Origin of the sequence: Pseudomonas sp. SW-3, assembly GCF_016615645.1 — a bacterium.
Lineage (GTDB): Bacteria > Pseudomonadota > Gammaproteobacteria > Pseudomonadales > Pseudomonadaceae > Aquipseudomonas > Aquipseudomonas mandelii.
Genome location: NZ_CP067098.1, coordinates 2,310,523 through 2,331,020, shown reverse-complemented (window position 1 = coordinate 2,331,020; position 20,498 = coordinate 2,310,523). Strand labels below are relative to the sequence as shown.

Sequence of the window (20,498 nt, the reverse complement as noted above, 5' to 3'; positions counted from 1 at the left end):
ATCGATGTGACTGACAAACCACCTTCGCGGGCAAGCCTCGCTCCCACAGAATAGAGTTGTGGAGACGGACAAACATGAGCGACTTCAACACCCTCGAACTGCTGACCGACCCACGAGGTTTCGCGACCCTGTGGCTCAGCCGTGAAGAAAAGAACAACGCGTTCAACGCCGAGATGATCCGCGAACTGATACTCGCACTGGACAAAGTATCAACCGATGCCAGCCTGCGGTTTCTGCTGGTGCGCGGCCGCGGCAAGCATTTCAGCGCCGGTGCCGACCTGGCCTGGATGCAGCAATCGGCCGAGCTCGATTACCACACCAACCTCGACGACGCCCGGGAACTGGCGGAATTGATGTACAACCTTGCCAAGCTGAAAATCCCTACCCTGGCCGTGGTGCAAGGCGCGGCCTACGGCGGCGCGCTGGGCCTGATCAGTTGCTGCGACATGGCGATTGGCACCGATGACGCGCAGTTCTGTCTGTCAGAAGTGCGCATCGGCCTGGCACCGGCGGTGATCAGCCCGTTCGTGGTGCAAGCCATCGGCGAGCGCGCAGCACGCCGCTATGCCCTGACGGCTGAACGTTTCGGCGGGCAACGGGCGCGGGAAATCGGCCTGCTGTCGGAGAGCTATCCGGTCGCTGAGCTGGAGCAGAACGTGGAGAAGTGGATCGACAACCTGCTGCTCAACAGCCCGGCCGCCATGCGCGTCAGCAAGGACTTGCTGCGTGAAGTCGGCAACGGCGCGCTGACCCCGGCGCTGCGCCGTTACACCGAGAATGCCATCGCCCGCATCCGCGTCAGCCCCGAAGGCCAGGAAGGTCTGCGGGCTTTTCTGCAAAAACGTCCGCCGAGCTGGCAAGCACCGACCACCCCCAAGGAGCCGCGTTGATGAGCGCACCTGTGATTACCTCTCTGCTGGTGGCCAACCGTGGCGAAATCGCCTGCCGGGTGATGCGCACCGCCAAGGCGTTGGGCCTGACCACCGTGGCCGTGCACAGCGCCACTGACCGCGACGCCCGGCACAGCCGCGAAGCGGATATCCGCGTCGACCTCGGCGGCAGCAAAGCCGCTGACAGCTATCTGCAAATCGATAAATTGATCGCTGCGGCCAAGGCCAGCGGCGCTCAGGCGATTCACCCCGGTTATGGCTTTTTGTCCGAGAACGCCGGGTTCGCCCGCGCCATTGAAGACGCTGGCCTGATCTTCCTCGGCCCGCCCGCCTCGGCCATTGACGCGATGGGCAGCAAGTCGGCCGCCAAAGCCTTGATGGAAACTGCCGGCGTGCCCCTGGTGCCCGGCTACCACGGCGAAGCCCAGGACTTCGATACCTTCCGCGATGCCTGCGAACGCATCGGTTATCCGGTGTTGCTCAAGGCGACAGCGGGTGGCGGCGGCAAAGGCATGAAAGTGGTTGAGGACGTCAGCCAGCTGGCCGAAGCCCTGGCCTCGGCGCAGCGTGAAGCGAAATCCTCGTTTGGCGATTCGCGGATGCTGGTGGAGAAATACCTGCTCAAGCCGCGTCATGTGGAAATCCAGGTGTTCGCCGATCAGCACGGTAACTGCCTGTACCTCAATGAACGTGACTGCTCGATTCAGCGTCGCCATCAGAAAGTCGTCGAAGAAGCGCCCGCTCCCGGCTTGAGTCCGGAACTGCGTCGCGCCATGGGCGAAGCTGCCGTGCGTTCGGCACAGGCCATCGGCTATGTCGGCGCCGGCACCGTGGAGTTTTTGCTGGATTCGCGCGGCGAGTTTTTCTTCATGGAGATGAACACGCGTCTGCAGGTTGAGCACCCGGTCACCGAAGCGATCACCGGCCTCGATCTGGTGGCGTGGCAGATTCGTGTGGCGCGCGGTGAAGCGTTGCCGATGACTCAAGAGCAGGTTCCGTTGATCGGCCATGCGATTGAAGTGCGGTTGTACGCCGAAGACCCGAGCCATGATTTCCTGCCGGCCACCGGGCGCCTGGCGTTGTATCGCGAATCGGCCGAAGGTCCGGGACGTCGGGTCGACAGCGGTGTGGAAGAAGGCGACGAGATCTCGCCGTTCTACGACCCGATGCTCGGCAAGCTGATTGCCTGGGGCGAGGACCGTGAGCAGGCGCGGCTGCGATTGTTGAGCATGCTCGATGAGTTTGCGATCGGCGGGCTGAAGACCAACATCAACTTCCTGCGCCGGATCATCGCTCACCCGGCATTCGCTGCGGCAGAACTTGATACCGGGTTTATTCCGCGTTATCAGGAGCAATTGTTGCCAGAGCCTGCGGACCTCAGTGATGAGTTCTGGCAAGCCGCCGCTCAGGCGTTTGCCCAGAGCCAGGCAGGTTCTCCGCGTGCTGATGACCTGAGCTCGCCTTGGGCTGTGGGCAATGGTTTTCGTGCTGGACTGCCGAGGGAAATCACCCTCCACCTCAGTTGTGAAGGACAGGACCGGGCGCTGACGCTGGGTAACGTTGATGCCCACACCGCACAGCTCAAGGGCGAACAGCTGCTGACCGAGCACAACGGCGTGCGCCGCCAGCACCGGGTCATTCGCCGTGGCGAGGTTGTGTATCTGCAGTGGGAAGGGGAATTGCGCCGCATCGAGGCTTACGACCCGATCAGCGCCGTCGAAGCCAGTCACAGTCATCAGGGTGGGCTCACCGCGCCCATGAACGGCAGCATCGTGCGCGTGCTGGTCGAGGCTGGGCAAACGGTTGAGGCCGGTGCGCAACTGGTGGTGCTGGAAGCGATGAAGATGGAGCACAGCATTCGCGCGCCCCATGCCGGGGTGATCAAGGCGCTGTACTGCCAGGAAGGCGAGATGGTCAGCGAAGGCAGTGCGTTGGTCGAACTGGAAGAAGCGTGAAATGAAGATCGGTCCTACGCATTGCGAGGACCGATCTGATTAGAATTTGGCCGTTGCCTGAACCACCACGCCGAGGATTCGACACTCTTCGGTGAAAAGGGCTTTCGGATATGTCGGATTGAGCGGGACCAGGTAACGCTGCCCGCCCTCTTCGATCAGCTTGCGAAAGATCGCTTCAACACTGCCCGCCCATTGCGCGATCACCAGCTTTCCGGGTTCCGGCACAATGGCCGGGTCCACCAGGATCATCATGCCTTCGGCAATGCTGATTCCGCTGGGCGCGGTCATCGCGTCGCCGACCACCTCGAGCCAGAAGGCCGCGCCCTGAGCGTGGTAATCGGTCAGTTCGAAACGCGGCTTGCCGTAGACCGATAGCTCACCGTCACGCAGCTGCGCAGGCTCGCGCCAGTCACTGACCGGGTAACGGAAGTACGGGTTGTACTTTTGCGTCAGGGGCATCTCGTCGTCCGATACGACCAAAGGCTCCCGAATGACCATCGCCACTTCCAGAAAATCCATCCCGAGCGCCCGCAAGACACGATTCATGTCTTCGATGCTCGGCTGACGGCGCTTATTCAGCCAGTGACCCACACCGCCCTGGGACATCCCGAGGCGATCGGCGAGTACTTCCTGAGTGACTTTCAACTCACTCATCTTGGCTTTGACCAACTCAATCCATTTATCCATGGGCGGCACGATACGTGGCGGACTCCGGGCAACAAAACACAAATTGTAGTATTTAAATTCTCGTCACAAATACAGTTAGTACTAGGATTGGTTCACGGATCTGAATCTATCACGGAGCTTGCCATCGCCATGACGTTACCCCGCAATGACCTGTCGGATATGCAAATGGACACCACCCTCACCTCGCCCAAAGGCAACGCCGCCGCGCAAAAAGCCTTGGACTATTACTTGAAACCAACTGTGTCAGAAGCGGTGGTCGAGGAGCGATTTTTTGATGTGAACCCTGCGGTCAGCGGTGAAGAAGCGCTGGTGCATGCGTCGGATCTGTTGCGCTGTGCCGCAGCGACCGCCTACGAGTCGGCCAGCAACTTGCACGGCGCAAGTCGGGACCTGGCCTTTTCGACGGTGCATATGATCGATATGGCCAAGGCGATGATTGATCGTTCTTTACAGGGTCAGCGCGTTTGAGCCGGACGCACTTTTGAGGAAAGACGGGAAAGAATTTTCCAATCGAGCAGATAAAATCATTTGACTTGCAAACGAGAATGATTATTATTGCATGCAGCTGATCGCGAGATCAGTCGATGGACCAAGAGACCTTAGGTCGGTCTCCTGGACTATCTCCTCATCAGGCTAATCACGGTTTTTGACCCGGCTTTTTGCCGGGTCTTTTTTTGCCAGTTATTCTGGCTTTGGCTTCAGGCTAATGAAGTCTTCAGGTGTTGCGAATTCGATTGGCGCGGATGATATCAAAAGAATATCCATTGGCAAGAGAAGCCCGGCATCATTGGCTCAAACTAATGAAAAATAGCGCTTGAGAATCATTCACACAGTCTCTAAGCTGCGTCTGCGTCAAGGAAGACGCCCCCCTTTTACCCCGCAATTTCCCCCGGTTTTTCCCTTCCCAGCGTGTAAAGTAGCAGCCATAAAAATCATATTCAGGAATCGACTATGACCGTGGCTAAATCCTCTTTCGACATCAGCGCAAATTTCGACAGCGGCAACATTGAAGTGCTGGACATCAGTAATCCACTTCAAGCCCTGCTGGCCATCAAACCGGACACCCGCAGCCAGCATTTCCAGTGGTTTCATTTCAAGGCCAGTGGTCTGCATGTCGGTCAGGAGCACTGGTTTCGTCTGAACAATGCCAGCAAATCCTCGTACAACAAGGCTTGGGACGGTTATCAGGCGGTGGCGTCCTACGACCACGTCAACTGGTTCCGCGTACCGACCATCTTCGAAGGCGACTGCCTGCGCTTCAGCCTCGAAGCGACGGCCACCCACGCCTGGTTTGCCTACTTCGAACCCTACAGCCGTGGCCGTCACGACTGGTTGATCGAACAGGCGCTGACCAAGGCTGGCACCGAACTGCTCGCCACCGGCAAAAGCGTGGAAGGTCGTGACATCCAGTTACTGCGTAAAGGCAGCGGCGCCGAAGGTCAGCGCAAAGTCTGGATGATTGCCCAGCAACACCCCGGCGAACACATGGCCGAATGGTTCATGGAAGGCGTGATCGAACGCCTGGAAAAGCACGACGACCCGGTACTGAACAAACTGCTGGCCAGCGCCGACCTGTACCTGGTGCCGAACATGAACCCGGACGGCGCCTTCCACGGTCACTTGCGCACCAACGCCATGGGCCAGGACCTCAATCGCGCCTGGCAGAGCGCCAGCCAGGACATCAGCCCGGAAGTGCTGTTCGTTCAACAGCAGATGGAAAAGTACGGCGTCGACTTATTCCTCGACATCCATGGCGATGAAGAAATCCCCTACGTATTCACCGCCGGTTGCGAAGGCAACCCGGGCTACACGCCGCGGATCGAAAAACTCGAAGAGCATTTCCGCAGCCATCTGAAACACCTGACCAAGGACTTCCAGACCAAGCACGGCTATACCCGTGACGAACCGGGCAAAGCCAACATGACGCTGGCCTGTAACAGTGTCGGTCAGAAATTCGACTGCCTGTCGCTGACCCTGGAGATGCCCTTCAAGGACAACAACGATGCGCCGAACGCCTTGACCGGCTGGTCGGGCAAGCGCTCCAAGCAGTTGGGCAAGGACGTGCTGACGACCGTCGCCGATATGATCGATACCCTGCGCTGATCGCCCTCGATGGCTGCATGCCCTGCATGCAGCCATGATGCCTTCAGCCGCGATCCTTCCCGCGCAACATGCTGTCCAGCACATCATCACGCCGCACCCAACCGTGAAACAACGCTGCCGCCAGATGCAGCAACACGGTCAGAAACAGCAAGTACGCCAGATACCCGTGAGCCTTGCGCAAAAACGCAAACATCTGCGCATTGGCGGGCAGGATCGACGGCAACTGGAACGAATTGCTGAGCATCACCGGATCCCCGGCCGCTGAAATCATCGCCCAGCCCAGCAGCGGCAAAATGAACATCAGTGCGTACAACAAGACATGCGAAGCCTTCGCCGCCAGTGCCTGCCATCCGGGCAAATCCGCCGGCAACGGTGGTTGCCGAGTGGAAAAACGAACGACCAGGCGCACGATCACCAGCAGCAGAATCGCAATCCCCAACGGTTTGTGCAGATGGATCAGCCACTCATGCCGCTCGGACACCGAGGCCACCATGCCTGCGCCGATAAACAGCATTGCAATGACCATCAGCGCCATCAGCCAATGCAGCAGCCGCGCCAACGGCGCGAAATGATTCGGTTGAGCACTCATTGATGAGCCTCCTGTTTAGCGTTGGCGGCAGGCAACTGTTTGACTTCACTGGTGCGGCGCAGATAGGAACTGGCGTACCCCGCCGAGCGAGCGGCGAGCAATGGGTCGTCGGAGCCTTCGATACCGGCCGGCAATACGAGCGGGTCATAGTTGATGTCGCGGCATTCGCCATTGAGTTGCGGCTGGGTGCGTTCCAGCACCAAGGTGCCGGCATTCACCACTTTGCGACCGTCAGGCCAGGCCTTGCTGGCGTCGTTGACCGGATCACCGGGGTTAGCCAGGGTGATGTTCAACTGCCAACGCAGCGGCCCAGCGGATAAACGCTGAACCAGGTCTTTTTCAAGAAAGTCAGCCCCTTCAGGCGCCGTGGCACCCGCAGCATCCTGGGCAACCGGCGTCATGCTCCAGCGCACCGCTTGGCGCTGGCCGGCCGCGTTCACCAGGTAAAACGCGTTAACGCTGTTGTACGTCTCCGTCGCATAACTGGCCGAAGGCTTGGCCGTCTTGATCCAGGCCAGGAATGGCGCGGCTTCCGGGTGAGCGCCAAAGAACGCCGGAACCGCCCCAGGATTGGGCTTTCCGGTGGCCGGATCCGGCGATTGCGCTTGCTGCAATTGATAGAACGCTTCAGGCGTACCCACCGGGAACACCGGCATGCTGTTCATCCCGGTGCGCCATTGCTGGCCGTTAGCCTGAGTGAAACGCAACGCCATGCTGCGGATCGGTACGCTGCTGTCCGGCGCGTAGGGATTACCCGCAGGCAAGGCAAAACGCCCGACCACAGGGGTCTGCGCCTCGTTGAAGACCTGGGCGCTGGAATAGCTGCGCGCCTCGCCACTGCTTTCGAAATGCCCGATCACGCACACCCCTTTTGAGTGGTTACGGCGAAATCCGGGGTGCACGCCGTTGTTGGTTTCCAGCACATTGATCAGCTTTTTCGGCGTCAGGCGGTGTGGGTCGAGCGTGCCGTTGACGTAGGCAAAAGCACCGGCCAGCGCCGCGACTACCACGGCAATGCCGCCCAGGCGTAACGTCAGGCTTGCAGCACTCAGCGGTGGCCGGGTGGGCGGTGATGAACGATCTACCATGAATGACTCCAGGGCCATCGGCCACAAGTGAGAAGAACCAAGCAGACGTACGCCACAGCGCTTTATTCCATCGCCCGGTATTTATTTTTCCGGACGTGGAATAACCTCCAATGCCGGGCGTCTTCCTAGTCCACAGCGTAGTGACTAGTCAGAACTTCATGAACGATATCGACGAACAACTCAGAGAAATCATTCCCAGGTTGCGACGGTTTGCCGTGTCGCTGACCCGCAATCCCAGCAGCGCCGACGATCTGGTGCAGTCGAGCCTGGAGCGCGCCCTGTCGAGCTGGGGCGACAAACGCCCAGAGGGCGACTTGCGCGCGTGGTTGTTTTCGATCCTTTATCGGCAGTTTCTCGACGCCCACCGGCGCTCCCGGCGTTATGCGCGGATGCTCGAATTCTTTACCGGTCGTGACGATGCGCAACCGTCGGTAGAACGTACCGTGCTCGCCCAATCGACTCTGCAAGCCTTCGACCAACTCACCACCGAACAGCGCGCGCTGCTGCTCTGGGTGTCGGTGGAAGGTTTGAGTTATAAAGAGGTCGCCGAGATTCTCGACGTCCCCACCGGCACCGTGATGTCCCGCCTGTCCCGCGCCCGTCAGGCCCTGCGCCAACTCAGCGACGGCGAAATCACCAGCCCTTCTCTGCGGATACTCAAATGATCAGCATGCCCCCGAGCGAACGCGACCTGCACGCCTACGTCGATCATCAACTCAATGACGCCGACCGACGCCTGGTCGAGACTTACCTGGCCAGCAACCCTCAAACCGCCGCGCAAGTGCGCGCCTGGCAGCAGGACGCCCAGCACCTGCGCGCGGCCATGAGCGGCGCGTTGCACCATACGGCCAACCCGGACCTCGACCCGGCGCTGATTCGCCAGCGGATCAAACGCCAGTCCCGCCGTCATCTGGCCAGCGCCGCGGTGCTCTTGATCGCCGTCAGCGTCGGTGGACTGAGCGGCTGGCAGGCGCGGGAAATGACACTGGTCAGCGCGCAACCGCCGATGACCGATGCCCTGCAGGCGTACCGCTTGATCGCCCAGCAAGGCATTCTGCCGGCCGACTTCAAGGTCAGCGACGACGGTGACATGCAGGCCTGGCTCGACCGTTATTTCACCCGCGCCAATCGACTGCCGGACCTGACGGATTCGGGGTACAAGCCGGTCAGTGGTCGCTTGCTCAGCACCGAGCAAGGGCCGGCAGCGATGGTGGTTTACGAAGACCAGGGCGGTCACAAGATCAGCTTCTACGTGCGACCACCAGGACCGAAAAACAACCTGCTGCCTCGGGGCAGTCGCAGCGATGGCGAGTTGCAGGCCGAGTATTGGTCCGGCGCCGGCTACAACTATGCGATGGTCAGCCCGAGCGATACGCCAGCGGCGCAGAGGCTCAAGCAAACCACCCAATTCTGACCACCACCGCATTCCCCTGCAGGCTCACTCCTAAAGGGGGAGCGGCGGTTATTTGGAGAATGCGCTCAGCCCTGCCCGAACACCTGCGAAGGCCTACGCAGCAGCGGATCAAACGGATTGATCCGCGGCCCGATCAGCGCCGCTTCGCGCTTGAGCATCTCCACCACCGTCGGCAAACGATCCGGCCCCAGGCGATCACTCACCGTGGCCACGCTCAACGCCGCCACGGCCCGTCCTTCCCGATCGAGAATCGGCACCGCCACGCCGGCCATGCCTTGCAGTACGCCAGTGTTGCGCCCGGCGTAACCCAGCGTGCGCACGCTCTCGACTTCCGAACGCAGGAACACCTCGTCGTACAGGTGAAAATCCTTGAGCCGCGGCAAGTTGTAATGGATCACCGTATCGCGCTCTTCTTCCGGCAGAAACGCCAGAATCGCCAGACTGCCCTGGCCGACGCCCAGCGCCACCCGCCCGCCGATATCGCCGGTAAAGGTGCGGATCGGAAACGGCCCTTCACTGCGGTCCAGGCAGATTGCATCAAACCCGCTGCGCGCCAGTAAAAACAACGAATCCCCCAACGAAGCCGACAGTCGCAGCAACGACGGTCGCACCAGTTCGCGCAAATTCCCGGTGTTGCCGGCCCGCGCCGCCAACGCAAAAAAATCCAGGCTCAAGCGATAGCGTTTGCTGCGAGCGTCCTGTTCGACCATGCCTTCGTCCATCAGGCTGCGCAACAAACGGTGCGTGGTCGGTTGCGACAGGCCGATACGCTGGGCCAGTTGGGTCACACGCTCCCCGCCCTCGACGGCGTCACCCAGACTGCGCAACACGGCAAACAGTCTGGACACGGCCCCGACACCGACTTCATTTTTGTTTTCATTCCGCTCAGTGGAATCAGGCATGTGATTACTCGACAAAAAATTTACTCACCGAATGAAACTGAAAATAGTCATCGCTTCAGTGAAATAGGCCATTGAGCCCATCCTATTCTTCGTCCTACTCTGCGTCCAGACAGGGGCGATTCGAACAACAGCGGCAGCCGACTGAAGTCGAGCGCCAACGCACCCCGCAACATCTTTTCGTATCTGCCCATACAAAAAAGCGCGCCTTCGGGCGACGCATAACAATCTCAGGTGGAGCGCAGTCATGGCTTTTGTGCAACTTGAAGGACTCGGCAAACGTTACGGCGAGATCGACGCCGTCGTCGCCACCAACCTCTCGGTCGAGAAAGGCGAGTTCGTGTCCCTGCTCGGCCCCTCCGGCTGCGGCAAAACCACCACCCTGCAAATGATCGCCGGCTTCGTCGAAGTCAGCAGCGGACGCATCCTGCTCGACGGTCGCGACATCACCCACGCCAAACCCGCCAGCCGTGGCTTGGGCGTGGTGTTCCAGAGTTACGCGCTGTTCCCGCACATGACTGTCAAAGACAACGTCGCCTTCGGCCTGCGGATGCGCAAAGTGCCAGGCGCCGAGTTGCAGCAACGAGTGGATCGGGTGTTGAAACTGGTGCGCCTGAATCAGCACGCCGAGCGTTACCCACGGGAACTCTCCGGTGGCCAGCGTCAGCGTGTCGCGCTGGCCCGGGCGCTGGTGATCGAACCTCCCGTGCTGCTGCTCGATGAGCCGCTGTCCAACCTCGACGCCAACCTGCGCGAAGAGATGCAGTTCGAGATCCGCCGCATCCAGCGTGAAGTCGGGATCACCACGTTGATGGTCACCCACGATCAGTCCGAAGCACTGTCCATCAGCGACCGCGTGGTGGTGATGCAGGCCGGGCGCATCACCCAGATCGACGCGCCCTACACCCTTTATGAACACCCACGCACCGAGTTCATTTCCGGGTTCGTCGGCAAAGCCAATTTGCTGCCCGGCGAGCGTGATGGCGCGGGCGTGGTCCAGGTGCAAAGGGGCGGTGAACTGACCCTGAGTCTGCGCCCGGAAAAAATCGATCTGCGGGAGCACGGCCAAGGTCGGCTGCAAGGCCAGATCGTCAGCCGTTTCTTCCTTGGCAGCCAATGGTTGTACGGCGTCTCGACGAACTTGGGCGAACTCAGCGTGGTGCGCCGCAACGACGGCTCGGCACCCTTGACCGAAGGCACAGCAGTCGGACTCGATTGGGACGCGACCTTGCTGCGGGTACTGAGCGTGGATGAGGTGCCGGCATGAGTACGCTTGCTGCCATTCGCCAGGGACGCCAAGGGTATTGGCTGTCGGCACCGGCCCTGGCGTTGTACCTCGGCCTGCTGATCATCCCGCTGCTGCTGACCCTGGTGCTGTCGTTCAACGTGTTCGATTACAGCTCGGGGATCAACGGCGACGCCTTCACCCTCGACCACTACAGTAGCTTGCTGGGCGATCCGTACTTCTACGAGATCTTCCTGCGCACGATGTGGATCAGCGCCCTGACCACCCTGCTCTGCGTGGTGATCGGCGTACCCGAGGCCTACATCCTCAGCCGCATGGGCGCACCCTGGCGCTCGATCTTCCTGATTCTGATCCTCACGCCGCTGCTGATTTCGGTGGTGGTGCGTGCCTTCGGCTGGAGCCTTCTGCTGGGTGCCGACGGGCTGGTCAATCAGACCCTGCAAGCCTTCGGCGGTTCGCCGATGAAGTTGCTGTACACGCCGTTCGCGGTGGTGATTGCGCTGGTGCACGTGATGCTGCCGTTCATGATCATTCCGGTGTGGACCTCGCTGCAAAAACTCGACCCCGCCGCCGAGCAGGCCGCGCTGTCGCTGGGGGCCAGCCACTTCACGGTGATGCGCAAGGTGGTATTGCCGCAGATCATGCCCGGCGTGCTCTCGGGCACCTTGATTGTGTTTGGTCTGGCCGCCAGTTCGTTCGCCATTCCCGGTCTGCTCGGCGGACGTCGCTTGAAGATGGTCGCCACGTTGATCTACGACCAATACCTGTCGGAGCTCAACTGGCCGATGGGCGCGGCCATCGCGGTCGCGCTGCTGTTGCTCAACCTGCTGATCATGCTGTCGTGGAACCGGATGATCGAAGGCCGCTACAAGAAGTCATTGGGATAACTCGTCATGTCCAAGAACGGTCCTTTCGCCCTGCTGTTCCATGCCCTGGTGGTGCTGTTCATGCTCGCGCCGCTGGTGGTGGTGTGCCTCGTTGCCTTCACCCCGGAAAACACCCTGAGCCTGCCGACCACCGAGTTTTCGTTGCGATGGTTTCGTGCGGTGTTCGAGCGTGCCGACTTTGTCGATGCGTTCTACAACAGCCTGATCCTGGCGTTCTGCGCGGCCAGTATTGCCACGCTGATTGCGGTGCCGGCGGCGCTGGCGATCACGCGCTTCGAGTTCCCAGGACGGGACTTTCTCAACGGCCTGTTTCTGTCACCGATCATCATTCCGCACCTGGTATTGGGCGTGGCGTTGTTGCGTCTGTTTGCGCTGATGGGCGTCAACGGCAGTTTCGCCTGGCTGATCTTCGCCCATGTGCTGGTGATCACGCCGTATGTGCTGCGCCTGGTGTTGGCGTCGGCCATTGGCCTGGACCGCAGCGCCGAACACGCCGCGCAGTCGCTGGGTGCCGGACGCTTCACGCTGTTCCGGGAAATCACCTTGCCGATGATTCTGCCGGGGGTTGCCGGGGGCTGGCTGCTGGCGTTCATCAACAGTTTTGACGAGGTCACGCTGTCGATCTTCGTCACCTCGCCGGCCACGCAAACCCTGCCGGTGCGCATGTACGTCTACGCCACCGAGTCCATCGACCCGATGATGGCGGCGGTGTCGGCATTGGTGATCGGCCTGACCGCGCTGACCATGATTCTGCTCGATCGGGTGTACGGCCTGGATCGGGTTCTGGTGGGTAAACAATGAGGGCGCCATGGCTCTGCTGAAACGACTGGCCGAAGGCGATCGCCCGGCTGTGGAATTTACCCTGGACGGCGAACCGGCCAGCGGCCTGCTCGGCGATACCTTGCTGACCGCAGTGCTGACTTGCAGCGAACACCTGCGCGGCAGCGACTTCAGCGCCGAACCCCGCGCCGGTTTCTGCCTGATGGGCGCCTGTCAGGACTGTTGGGTCCGCATGGGCGACGGCCGCCGCGTGCGGGCCTGCTCGACGCTGCTCGAAGCAGGCCAACAAATAAGCCGCGAACCGGGACGCACCCTATGAATACATTGACTACCCGCAGAACCGGAATCCTCTGTGGGAGCGAGCCTGCTCGCGAAAGCGGTTTGTCCGCCAACACATCTGTTGAATGTGCCGCCACCATCGCGAGCAGGCTCGCTCCCACAGGGGATTTGCAGTGCTCATGGATGAGGTGGGTATGAAGGCTGTGGTCATCATTGGTGCAGGCCCGGCCGGGATTCGTGCGGCGCAGACGTTGGTGGCGCATGGTGTTCGTCCGGTGCTGCTGGACGAAGCGGCGCGCGGTGGCGGGCAGATTTATCGACGTCAGCCGGAGAATTTCAAGCGCTCGGCGGTCAAGCTGTACGGCTTTGAAGCGCGCAAGGCCAGTGCCTTGCATCAAACGATCGACACGCTACGCGGGCAACTCGACTACCGCCCCGAGACGCTGGTGTGGAACGCCGAAGACGGTGCGCTGGACACGGTGCATGAGGGCCGAGCCTCACGACTGGAATTCTCCCGAGTGATCGTCGCCACGGGGGCCACCGACCGGATTCTGCCGGTGTCAGGCTGGACGCTACCGGGTGTCTACAGCCTTGGCGCAGCGCAGATCGCGCTCAAGTTTCAGGGCTGCGCCATCGGTGAGCGGGTGGTGTTCGCTGGCAGCGGCCCATTGCTGTACCTGGTGGCGTATCAATACGCCAAGGCCGGTGCGAAAGTGCTCGCGGTGCTCGACAGCTCACCCTTCAGCGCTCAGGCCCGCGCCCTGCCCGGCCTGCTGTCGCAACCGGCCACACTCGCCAAAGGCATTTATTACCGCAGCTGGCTGACCGCCCACGGCATCCCGGTGCATCAGGGCGCAACCCTCAAACGCATCAATGGCGAACAGCGCGTGCAATCAGTGGATTGGTCCAACGCCAAAGGCGAACATCTGCTCGATTGCGACGCCGTTGCTTTCGCCCACGGCCTGCGCAGTGAAACCCAACTCGCCGATTTGCTCGGCTGTGAATTCGCCTGGAACCCACTCAACCGCGCCTGGCTACCGCAACGTGACCCCGCCGGTCGCAGCAGTGTCGCCGAGGTTTATCTGGCCGGTGATGGCGCCGGCATCATGGGCGCCGACGCCGCTGAAATGGCGGGCGAACGGGCGGCGCTGGCGTTGCTCGAAGACATCGGTTACCTGATTCCGCCAAAACATCCCGACCACCTTGAACGCGCCCTGCAGCGCATCGGCGAATTCCGCAACGGACTGGAGCGCGCCTTCGCCTTCCCCGAGCACTGGGCCAGCGAAACCGCCGATGAGGTGATCGTCTGCCGTTGCGAAGAAGTGCTGGCCGGCGACATCCGCCAGGTGGTGCGCGAAGGTCACTGGGAAATCAATCGGGTCAAGGCGCATTGCCGCATTGGCATGGGCCGTTGTCAGGGGCGCATGTGCGGCGCCGCAGCGGCGGAAATCATCGCCTGCGAAAGCCGGCGCCCGGTCTCGGACATCGGTCGCTTGCGGGCGCAGGCGCCGATCAAACCACTGCCGTTTGGCCTGGAGGTCGAGGCATGATCGAAGTCGATGCAGTGATCATTGGCGGCGGCATTGTCGGGGCCTCGGCCGCGCTGTTCCTGAGCAAGGCCGGCCGGCGTGTTGCACTGCTGGAGCGTGACTTTTGCGGCTCGCATTCCAGCGGCGTGAACTACGGCGGTGTTCGGCGTCAGGGGCGCCCACTGTCGCAATTGCCGCTGTCGCAACGGGCCCACGAGCTCTGGGGACAGTTGCCGCAACTGATCGGCATCGACGGCGAATATCAACGCAGCGGTCACTTGAAACTGGCCCGCAGCCTCAACGACCTGAACGCCTTGCAGCACTATGCCGTCAGCAGCCAAGGCTTCGGCCTCGATTTGCAGCTGCTCGACCGCCATCAATTGCGCGCGCGGTTTCCGTGGGTCGGCGACGTCGCGGCCGGCGCATCGTTTTGCCCGGACGACGGCCACGCCAACCCGCGCCTGGTGTCCCCCGCCTTTGCTCAAACGGCCCGTCGGCACGGCGCGCAAGTCCATGAACAATGCGCCGTCACAGCGGTAGAACACGACGGTCAGCGCTTTCGCGTCCGCACGCAAACCGGCCTCGAATTGCACGCGCCCTGGCTGCTGAACTGCGCCGGGGCCTGGGCCGGACGCCTGGCTGAACAATTCGGCGAAGCGGTGCCGATGCACGCCGGCCACCCGGCGATGCTGGTCACCGAGCCGTTGCCATGGGTGATGAATGCCAGCACCGGCGTCGAGGGTGGCGGCATCTATGCGCGTCAGGTGGCACGTGGCAATTGCGTGCTCGGTGGCGGCCAGGGTTTTGCCCTCGATGACGCGCGCGCACGCCCCGGCCAACACGCCGTGATCGAGATCCTGCGCCAGGCCGTCGAACTCTACCCGTTTCTTCAAGGCGCCCAGGCGATTCGCACCTGGAGCGGTACCGAAGGCTACTTGCCTGATCGCCAACCGGTGATCGGTCATAGCAGCACTCAACCCGGTCTGTTGCACGCCTTCGGCTTTGCCGGTGCGGGTTTCCAGATCGGTCCTGCGGTGGGCCAGGCGCTCACCGAGATCATCTGCAGTGGCGCCTCCAAGACGCCACTGGATGCGTTTTCCATCACCCGGTTTCACTCCATCTCCGTTGCTTGATAGAGGAAGGTCGCGCCAATGAATAACGTCAAACGCACTGCACTGCTCGGTTTCTCCTGTCTGACTGCCCTGCTCACGGTCACCCAGGCACAGGCCGAACCCACGCTTTATCTCGGCATGAACGGCGGGACCATGGAGCGGCTCTACGCCGACAAGGTGCTGCCGGTGTTCGAGAAAGCCAACAACGTCAAAGTGGTGATCGTACCGGGGACTTCCGCCGATATCCTGGCCAAGGTCCAGGCCAGCAAAGGCAACCCGCAGATGCACGTGATGTTCCTCGACGACGGCATCATGTACCGCGCCATCGCCATGGGCTTGTGCGACAAACTCGAAGACAGCGCACCGCTGGCGCAGATTCCGGCCAAGGGTCGCATCAAGGATCAAGCGGTGGCGGTCAGCCTCGGCGTGACCGGGCTGGCGTACAACACGCGTCTGTTCAAGGAAAAAGGCTGGGCGGCGCCGACCTCGTGGATGGACATGGCCGACCCGCGCTTCAAGGACAAGCTGGTGTTCCAGTCGATGGCCTCCTCGACCTTCGGCCTGCATGGCTTCCTGATGTTCAACCGGATTCAGGGCGGCAGCGAAACCGACGTCGAGCCGGGCTTCAAGGCCTGGCCGAACACTGTCGGCCGCAACGTGCTGGAATACATTCCGAGCTCGGCGAAGATTTCCGAAATGCTCCAGACCGACGAAGCCGCGCTGTTCCCGCTGACCCCGACCCAAGTCACTGCGCTGAAACTCAAAGGCATGCCGGTGGAATACGCGCAGCCCAAGGAAGGCGCCGTGGTGCTCAACGTGGCCGAGTGCGCCATCGCCAACAACACGCAGCCGGAACTGGCACAGAAACTCGCTGCGTTTTTGCTGACGCCGCAAGCCCAGGCCACGGCGCTGGAGGATGGCGACCAGATCCCGTCCAACCCGAATACGCCGACCACCGATAAAACCCGGGGTCAGGTCGAGGCGATGAAGCAGTACCTGACCACCGCGATTGCCGTTGACTGGGACCAGGTCAATGAGCAGCGCCCGGCGTGGAATGCACGGTGGAATCGCAGTATCGAGCGGTAGTGACTGACCCAACAGAATCTGCCGTACACCACACCCCTGCGGCGAGTTAGCTTGTCGGAACGCCGCATCACCCCGTTGGACTGCGAAGCAGCCCAACGGGCGACCGCCCATTATCCGTCGGAAGGTTTATTGCACACGGTTGGTGAAAGTCGGGCCGCCGTAAATTGTGTGTTGCAGCACCGGCTGCACACCTTTACCGCTATCATGTCGCCCATTTCCAAGCCCCCGCGCCCTCCCCTCGATCAATAGCGAACCCGCCCATGGATACCCTTGCCCAACTGCGCGCCGGTCAACTGACAGGTATCACCCGCCTGGACCTGGCCTGCGGCCTGACTGAATTTCCGCGAGAAATCTTCGACCTGGCGGACTCGCTCGAAGTGCTCAACCTCAGCGGCAACGCCTTGAGCCGGCTGCCAGATGATCTGCACCGCCTGACCCGCTTGCGCGTGCTGTTTTGCTCGGACAACCTGTTCACCGAACTGCCCGCGTGCCTCGGCCAATGCACCGCATTGACGATGATCGGCTTCAAGGCCAATGCCATCGAGACGGTGCCCGCCGCTGCCCTGCCGCCATTGCTGCGTTGGCTGATCCTGACCGATAACCGCCTCAGTGAATTGCCCGCCGAGCTGGGCCAGCGCCCACACCTGCAAAAACTCATGCTCGCCGGCAATCGCTTGCAGCGCCTGCCCGAAAGCCTGAGCCAATGCCATCGACTCGAACTGATCCGCATCGCCGCCAATCAACTGACTGAGCTGCCCGAGTGGCTGCTGACCCTGCCAAGCCTGACCTGGCTGGCCTATGCCGGTAATCCGCTGGAAACCGAAGCCGATGCCGCAGCCCTCGATGCCACGGCGAGTATTGCGTGGTCCGAGCTGCGCCTGGAGCAACAGCTGGGCGAAGGTGCTTCGGGAGTGATTCATCGGGCAGCGTGGGAGCAACCGGGTCAACCGGCCACCCAGGTTGCGGTCAAACTCTACAAAGGCGAAATGACCAGCGACGGTTCACCGCTGCACGAAATGAACGCCTGCATTACCGCCGGTCTTCACCCCAATCTGATCCGGGTCGAAGGCCGAATCATCGGGCATCCCGAAGAGCAGGCCGGGCTGGTGATGCAACTGATTGATCCGAGTTATCGCAACCTGGCCGGGCTGCCGAGCCTGGCGTCCTGTACCCGTGACGTCTATGCCGATGGCACCCGTTTCAGTGCGCACGTAGCACTGCGCATGGCCCGCGCAATCGCCTCGGTGGCCGAGCATCTGCATCACCAGGGCATCACCCATGGCGATCTCTATGGCCACAATATTTTGTGCAACGAGCACGGTAATTGTCTGTTGGGGGACTTTGGCGCGGCGTCTTTCCATGCGACGTGCGACAGCCTTGAAAGCCGTGCGCTGCAACGGATCGAAGTGCGGGCATTCGGGGTGTTGCTGGGGGAATTGCTGGAGCGGATCGACTCGGGGTTGAGTGATGAAAGGCGTTTGCAGCTGGAGGCGTTGCAGCAGCGCTGCTGCCAGCCGCAGGTGCTGGCGCGGCCGGGGTTCAGTGAGATAGGACAGGCGTTAGCCGCGTTCAACTGAGCTAAAGGCAAGTACAAAACCTGTGGCGAGGGAGCTTGCTCCCGCTGGACGGCGCAGCCGAGCGGGAGCAAGCTCCCTCGCCACAAATAGAATTACAACCGGCTCGGTTTAACCCGCCAAACCCACAAACATATCCTGCACATCATCATGGTTATCGAGGCCTTCCAGGAACGCCTCGACTTCAGCCATCTGCTCATCGCTCAAACCGCTTACCGGGTTTTTTGGCTGATACCCCAACTTGGCCGACAACACGGTAAAACCTTGCTCAGGCAGCGCTTTCTGAACGGCGTCCAGGTCCGCAGGGTCGGTCAGGAACAGGGTCGTGCCCTCTTCGTCTCCTGGCTCGAAATCCTGGGCTCCGGCTTCAATCGCAGCCATTTCCGGATCGGCGTCAGGGCTGTCCGGAGACGCTTCGATCATGCCCACATGGTTGAAGTCCCACGATACCGAACCGGAAGCGCCCAACTGGCCCTTGCGGAAAGCCACGCGGATTTCCGCGACGGTGCGGTTGATGTTGTCTGTGACGCATTCAACGATCAGCGGCACCTGATGCGGAGCGAAACCTTCATACGTCACACGATGGTATTGCACGGTTTCGCCCAACAGACCCGCGCCTTTCTTGATCGCACGATCCAGGGTTTCCTTGGGCATCGAGGCTTTTTTCGCCTGCTCGACCACCAGACGCAGGTGTGCGTTGGTGGCGGTATCGGCACCGTTGCGGGCAGCAATAGTGATTTCTTTCACCAGTTTGCCGAAGATCTTGCCCTTGGCGTTAGATGCCGCTTCTTTGTGTTTAACCTTCCACTGTGCGCCCATTACTCACTCTCTTATCTGTGGCGCCGAGACATCTATTGGCCGACGCTTTGCGCAAGTTTATACGGCCTAAAGTTGGCAATCGACCAAAAAATCCACCCCGGCTCACCGGCATGACCAATCGACTTCTTCACCGGCGGTTGTAGGGCGATTCTGAAATGTTCACTTGCGGTGACCATAAAGGTCCGTGGTTTCGTACCCTCTGCGCCCATATTCCATGGCAGAAGCGCGTTCGATGCACAACGACAAGGAAAGTCCCTACACCCTAACCCTCCTGGACAGTGGATTGACTCTGCAGGTGTTGCAGTTCAGTGGCCGAGAAAGTCTCAACCAGCCCTATCGTTTCGAGATCGAAGTAATCGGCCTGGCACCCGCCATGAACCTCGAGCAGTTGCTTCAGCAACCGGCGTTCCTGAGCCTGAGGGGTGACACCGGCATTCACGGCATCTTGCACAGCGCCAGTCGCGAGCACCGTGGCCCGCACCGAATCGGCTACCATCTGGTGCTGGTGCCGTGGTTGCAGCAACTGGACCGACACCCTTGCCGTCGGGTTTTTCATCAACTCGACGCGCCCGCCATCCTGCGTCAGTTGCTCAGCGAAAACGCGATCGCCGAAGACAGCTTCCGTTTTGAACTGCCCAACGGACGCTATGCGGTGCGACCGTTCTGCATTCAGTTTGATGAGACCGACCTGGCGTTCCTGCAACGGCTCTGCGAAGAAGAAGGCATCCACTATCACTTCGAACATCAGCACGACGGCCATGTGCTGGTGTTGGCGGATGACAGCCTGAGCTTTCCCCAGGAACCGCTGCTGATGCCCTTTCACGGCGAGACGGCCGACCCCGCCAGCGTGCCGGTGATCACTGAGTTGTTCCAGCGCCATGCCTCGCCTGCACCGCAACAGCTCCAGCGCGAGCAATCGAGTCGTCGATCACTGGAACGGCTGCGCTGCAGGCATCGGCAGATTCAGGGGCAGAGCAATCACAGTGATTTGCGCGGCGGATGCATCGTGCAAGTGTCGGAACATCCCATCGCGAACTTCAACGATCAATGGCTGCTGACCGAGATCCGGCATCAGGGCCGACAGCCGTCGATTCTCGCCGAGGACACCGACAAGCTCCGGCGTTACAGCAATCAGTTCAGCGCGATTCCGTGGTCCACGGTGTTCCGGCCAGCGCTCACACAGGCCAGACCGAGCATTCCGGGCTATCAGAAGGCGCGAGTGCTGGGCGCTGTCGGGCAACCCGCGGTGCTGGATGCTCAAGGGCGGATTGAGGTCCGGTTGTGGCCCACCGCGCAAGCCGACGACAAGGAATCCACCGGCCTCTGGCTACCCGTGGCCCTCGCCGCGCCGGACGGTCGGATCGATCCGTCCAGGCTGCCGCTCGCCGGCACTGACGTGCTCATCAGTTTTCTCGACAGCGACCCGGATCGTCCTGTGTTGTGTGCGGCGGCGAGCAACCCGCCAGCGCCTCGACCCACTCGCCAGCCACGCAGCGATGGCCTTCTGTTGCTCGATTGGCTGGTCAACCGTCGGGACTGATCAGCCCTTGTCAGCCTTGCC

At 61.2% G+C, this 20,498-nt stretch carries 20 protein-coding genes; 15 read left to right on the top strand and 5 right to left on the bottom strand.

All coding sequences use genetic code 11. The annotated features are described in order from the left end of the window. Window positions 1-74 precede the first annotated feature (74 nt). Window positions 75-890 carry a gamma-carboxygeranoyl-CoA hydratase gene (locus tag JIO00_RS10370; RefSeq protein WP_010458779.1) on the top strand — a complete coding sequence of 272 codons (816 nt, stop codon included), beginning with the start codon at window positions 75-77 and terminating at the stop codon, window positions 888-890. Continuing rightward, entirely contained in the window at window positions 890-2,845 is a 1,956-nt protein-coding gene (locus JIO00_RS10365; protein ID WP_200668136.1) for an acetyl/propionyl/methylcrotonyl-CoA carboxylase subunit alpha, read from the top strand. Before JIO00_RS10370 ends, JIO00_RS10365 begins: the two co-directional genes overlap by 1 nt. Before the next feature lie 39 nt (window positions 2,846-2,884). On the opposite strand, the gene JIO00_RS10360 is transcribed toward JIO00_RS10365, so the two are convergent. After that, window positions 2,885-3,532 (bottom strand): LexA family protein, encoded by a 648-nt coding sequence (locus JIO00_RS10360; protein WP_010458775.1) that lies wholly within the window; start codon window positions 3,530-3,532, stop codon window positions 2,885-2,887. 129 nt (window positions 3,533-3,661) lie between these two features. Here JIO00_RS10360 and JIO00_RS10355 point away from each other — a divergent pair, with 129 nt between their 5' ends. Further along, on the top strand, window positions 3,662-4,000 hold the full coding sequence (locus JIO00_RS10355) for a DUF6124 family protein (protein ID WP_010458773.1): 339 nt from the start codon (window positions 3,662-3,664) through the stop codon (window positions 3,998-4,000). Window positions 4,001-4,483: 483 nt separating this feature from the next. Continuing rightward, window positions 4,484-5,635: a M14 family metallopeptidase gene (locus tag JIO00_RS10350; RefSeq protein ID WP_010458771.1), complete on the top strand. Its 1,152-nt coding sequence runs from the start codon at window positions 4,484-4,486 to the stop codon at window positions 5,633-5,635. A gap of 43 nt (window positions 5,636-5,678) precedes the next feature. On the opposite strand, the gene JIO00_RS10345 is transcribed toward JIO00_RS10350, so the two are convergent. Both JIO00_RS10345 and JIO00_RS10340 read right to left on the bottom strand, forming a co-directional pair. Further along, complete coding sequence (locus JIO00_RS10345; RefSeq protein ID WP_010458769.1) at window positions 5,679-6,224, bottom strand: cytochrome b; 546 nt, start codon at window positions 6,222-6,224, stop codon at window positions 5,679-5,681. Further along, window positions 6,221-7,312: a catalase family peroxidase gene (locus tag JIO00_RS10340; protein WP_200668135.1), complete on the bottom strand. Its 1,092-nt coding sequence runs from the start codon at window positions 7,310-7,312 to the stop codon at window positions 6,221-6,223. The genes JIO00_RS10345 and JIO00_RS10340 overlap by 4 nt, the downstream gene beginning before the upstream one ends. A gap of 158 nt (window positions 7,313-7,470) precedes the next feature. On the opposite strand from JIO00_RS10340, the gene JIO00_RS10335 reads away from it, so the two are divergent. Together JIO00_RS10335 and JIO00_RS10330 are read left to right on the top strand one after the other, a co-directional pair. After that, on the top strand, window positions 7,471-7,977 hold the full coding sequence (locus tag JIO00_RS10335; protein ID WP_010458766.1) for an RNA polymerase sigma factor: 507 nt from the start codon (window positions 7,471-7,473) through the stop codon (window positions 7,975-7,977). After that, on the top strand, window positions 7,974-8,726 hold the full coding sequence (locus JIO00_RS10330) for an anti-sigma factor family protein (RefSeq protein ID WP_010458764.1): 753 nt from the start codon (window positions 7,974-7,976) through the stop codon (window positions 8,724-8,726). Before JIO00_RS10335 ends, JIO00_RS10330 begins: the two co-directional genes overlap by 4 nt. A gap of 65 nt (window positions 8,727-8,791) precedes the next feature. On the opposite strand, the gene JIO00_RS10325 is transcribed toward JIO00_RS10330, so the two are convergent. Continuing rightward, entirely contained in the window at window positions 8,792-9,628 is an 837-nt protein-coding gene (locus tag JIO00_RS10325; RefSeq protein WP_077749754.1) for an IclR family transcriptional regulator, read from the bottom strand. A gap of 244 nt (window positions 9,629-9,872) precedes the next feature. Here JIO00_RS10325 and JIO00_RS10320 point away from each other — a divergent pair, with 244 nt between their 5' ends. From JIO00_RS10320 to JIO00_RS10285, 8 genes are all read left to right on the top strand, one after another. Further along, entirely contained in the window at window positions 9,873-10,892 is a 1,020-nt protein-coding gene (locus JIO00_RS10320; protein ID WP_010458760.1) for an ABC transporter ATP-binding protein, read from the top strand. Next, entirely contained in the window at window positions 10,889-11,758 is an 870-nt protein-coding gene (locus JIO00_RS10315; RefSeq protein ID WP_200668134.1) for an ABC transporter permease, read from the top strand. The genes JIO00_RS10320 and JIO00_RS10315 overlap by 4 nt, the downstream gene beginning before the upstream one ends. Before the next feature lie 6 nt (window positions 11,759-11,764). Then, window positions 11,765-12,559 carry an ABC transporter permease gene (locus JIO00_RS10310; RefSeq protein WP_077749753.1) on the top strand — a complete coding sequence of 265 codons (795 nt, stop codon included), beginning with the start codon at window positions 11,765-11,767 and terminating at the stop codon, window positions 12,557-12,559. Between the two features lie 7 nt (window positions 12,560-12,566). Then, window positions 12,567-12,857, top strand: coding sequence for a (2Fe-2S)-binding protein (locus JIO00_RS10305; protein ID WP_083377186.1), 291 nt, complete (start codon window positions 12,567-12,569; stop codon window positions 12,855-12,857). 154 nt (window positions 12,858-13,011) lie between these two features. Then, the gene (locus tag JIO00_RS10300) at window positions 13,012-14,367 is read left to right on the top strand and encodes an FAD/NAD(P)-dependent oxidoreductase (protein WP_077749752.1); all 1,356 of its coding nucleotides are present in this window, start codon (window positions 13,012-13,014) and stop codon (window positions 14,365-14,367) included. After that, window positions 14,364-15,479 (top strand): NAD(P)/FAD-dependent oxidoreductase, encoded by a 1,116-nt coding sequence (locus tag JIO00_RS10295; protein WP_010458750.1) that lies wholly within the window; start codon window positions 14,364-14,366, stop codon window positions 15,477-15,479. The genes JIO00_RS10300 and JIO00_RS10295 overlap by 4 nt, the downstream gene beginning before the upstream one ends. Window positions 15,480-15,497: 18 nt before the next feature. Continuing rightward, a complete protein-coding gene (locus tag JIO00_RS10290; RefSeq protein WP_077749751.1) occupies window positions 15,498-16,544 on the top strand; it encodes an ABC transporter substrate-binding protein in 1,047 nt (348 codons plus the stop codon). Between the two features lie 260 nt (window positions 16,545-16,804). Next, complete coding sequence (locus JIO00_RS10285) at window positions 16,805-18,121, top strand: leucine-rich repeat-containing protein kinase family protein (RefSeq protein WP_200668130.1); 1,317 nt, start codon at window positions 16,805-16,807, stop codon at window positions 18,119-18,121. Window positions 18,122-18,229: 108 nt separating this feature from the next. Here JIO00_RS10285 and JIO00_RS10280 read toward each other — a convergent pair whose 3' ends face one another. Then, a complete protein-coding gene (locus JIO00_RS10280) occupies window positions 18,230-18,937 on the bottom strand; it encodes a YebC/PmpR family DNA-binding transcriptional regulator (protein WP_010458744.1) in 708 nt (235 codons plus the stop codon). A gap of 232 nt (window positions 18,938-19,169) precedes the next feature. Here JIO00_RS10280 and JIO00_RS10275 point away from each other — a divergent pair, with 232 nt between their 5' ends. Next, the gene (locus JIO00_RS10275) at window positions 19,170-20,477 is read left to right on the top strand and encodes a type VI secretion system Vgr family protein (protein ID WP_200668129.1); all 1,308 of its coding nucleotides are present in this window, start codon (window positions 19,170-19,172) and stop codon (window positions 20,475-20,477) included. Window positions 20,478-20,498 lie beyond the last annotated feature (21 nt).

Coding starts and splice junctions, on each gene's coding strand:
- JIO00_RS10370 (WP_010458779.1), top strand. CDS start 75: ATGAGCGACTTCAACACCCTCGAACTGCTGACCGACCCACGAGGTTTC.
- JIO00_RS10365 (WP_200668136.1), top strand. CDS start 890: ATGAGCGCACCTGTGATTACCTCTCTGCTGGTGGCCAACCGTGGCGAA.
- JIO00_RS10360 (WP_010458775.1), bottom strand. CDS start 3,532: ATGGATAAATGGATTGAGTTGGTCAAAGCCAAGATGAGTGAGTTGAAA.
- JIO00_RS10355 (WP_010458773.1), top strand. CDS start 3,662: ATGACGTTACCCCGCAATGACCTGTCGGATATGCAAATGGACACCACC.
- JIO00_RS10350 (WP_010458771.1), top strand. CDS start 4,484: ATGACCGTGGCTAAATCCTCTTTCGACATCAGCGCAAATTTCGACAGC.
- JIO00_RS10345 (WP_010458769.1), bottom strand. CDS start 6,224: ATGAGTGCTCAACCGAATCATTTCGCGCCGTTGGCGCGGCTGCTGCAT.
- JIO00_RS10340 (WP_200668135.1), bottom strand. CDS start 7,312: ATGGTAGATCGTTCATCACCGCCCACCCGGCCACCGCTGAGTGCTGCA.
- JIO00_RS10335 (WP_010458766.1), top strand. CDS start 7,471: ATGAACGATATCGACGAACAACTCAGAGAAATCATTCCCAGGTTGCGA.
- JIO00_RS10330 (WP_010458764.1), top strand. CDS start 7,974: ATGATCAGCATGCCCCCGAGCGAACGCGACCTGCACGCCTACGTCGAT.
- JIO00_RS10325 (WP_077749754.1), bottom strand. CDS start 9,628: ATGCCTGATTCCACTGAGCGGAATGAAAACAAAAATGAAGTCGGTGTC.
- JIO00_RS10320 (WP_010458760.1), top strand. CDS start 9,873: ATGGCTTTTGTGCAACTTGAAGGACTCGGCAAACGTTACGGCGAGATC.
- JIO00_RS10315 (WP_200668134.1), top strand. CDS start 10,889: ATGAGTACGCTTGCTGCCATTCGCCAGGGACGCCAAGGGTATTGGCTG.
- JIO00_RS10310 (WP_077749753.1), top strand. CDS start 11,765: ATGTCCAAGAACGGTCCTTTCGCCCTGCTGTTCCATGCCCTGGTGGTG.
- JIO00_RS10305 (WP_083377186.1), top strand. CDS start 12,567: ATGGCTCTGCTGAAACGACTGGCCGAAGGCGATCGCCCGGCTGTGGAA.
- JIO00_RS10300 (WP_077749752.1), top strand. CDS start 13,012: ATGAAGGCTGTGGTCATCATTGGTGCAGGCCCGGCCGGGATTCGTGCG.
- JIO00_RS10295 (WP_010458750.1), top strand. CDS start 14,364: ATGATCGAAGTCGATGCAGTGATCATTGGCGGCGGCATTGTCGGGGCC.
- JIO00_RS10290 (WP_077749751.1), top strand. CDS start 15,498: ATGAATAACGTCAAACGCACTGCACTGCTCGGTTTCTCCTGTCTGACT.
- JIO00_RS10285 (WP_200668130.1), top strand. CDS start 16,805: ATGGATACCCTTGCCCAACTGCGCGCCGGTCAACTGACAGGTATCACC.
- JIO00_RS10280 (WP_010458744.1), bottom strand. CDS start 18,937: ATGGGCGCACAGTGGAAGGTTAAACACAAAGAAGCGGCATCTAACGCC.
- JIO00_RS10275 (WP_200668129.1), top strand. CDS start 19,170: ATGCACAACGACAAGGAAAGTCCCTACACCCTAACCCTCCTGGACAGT.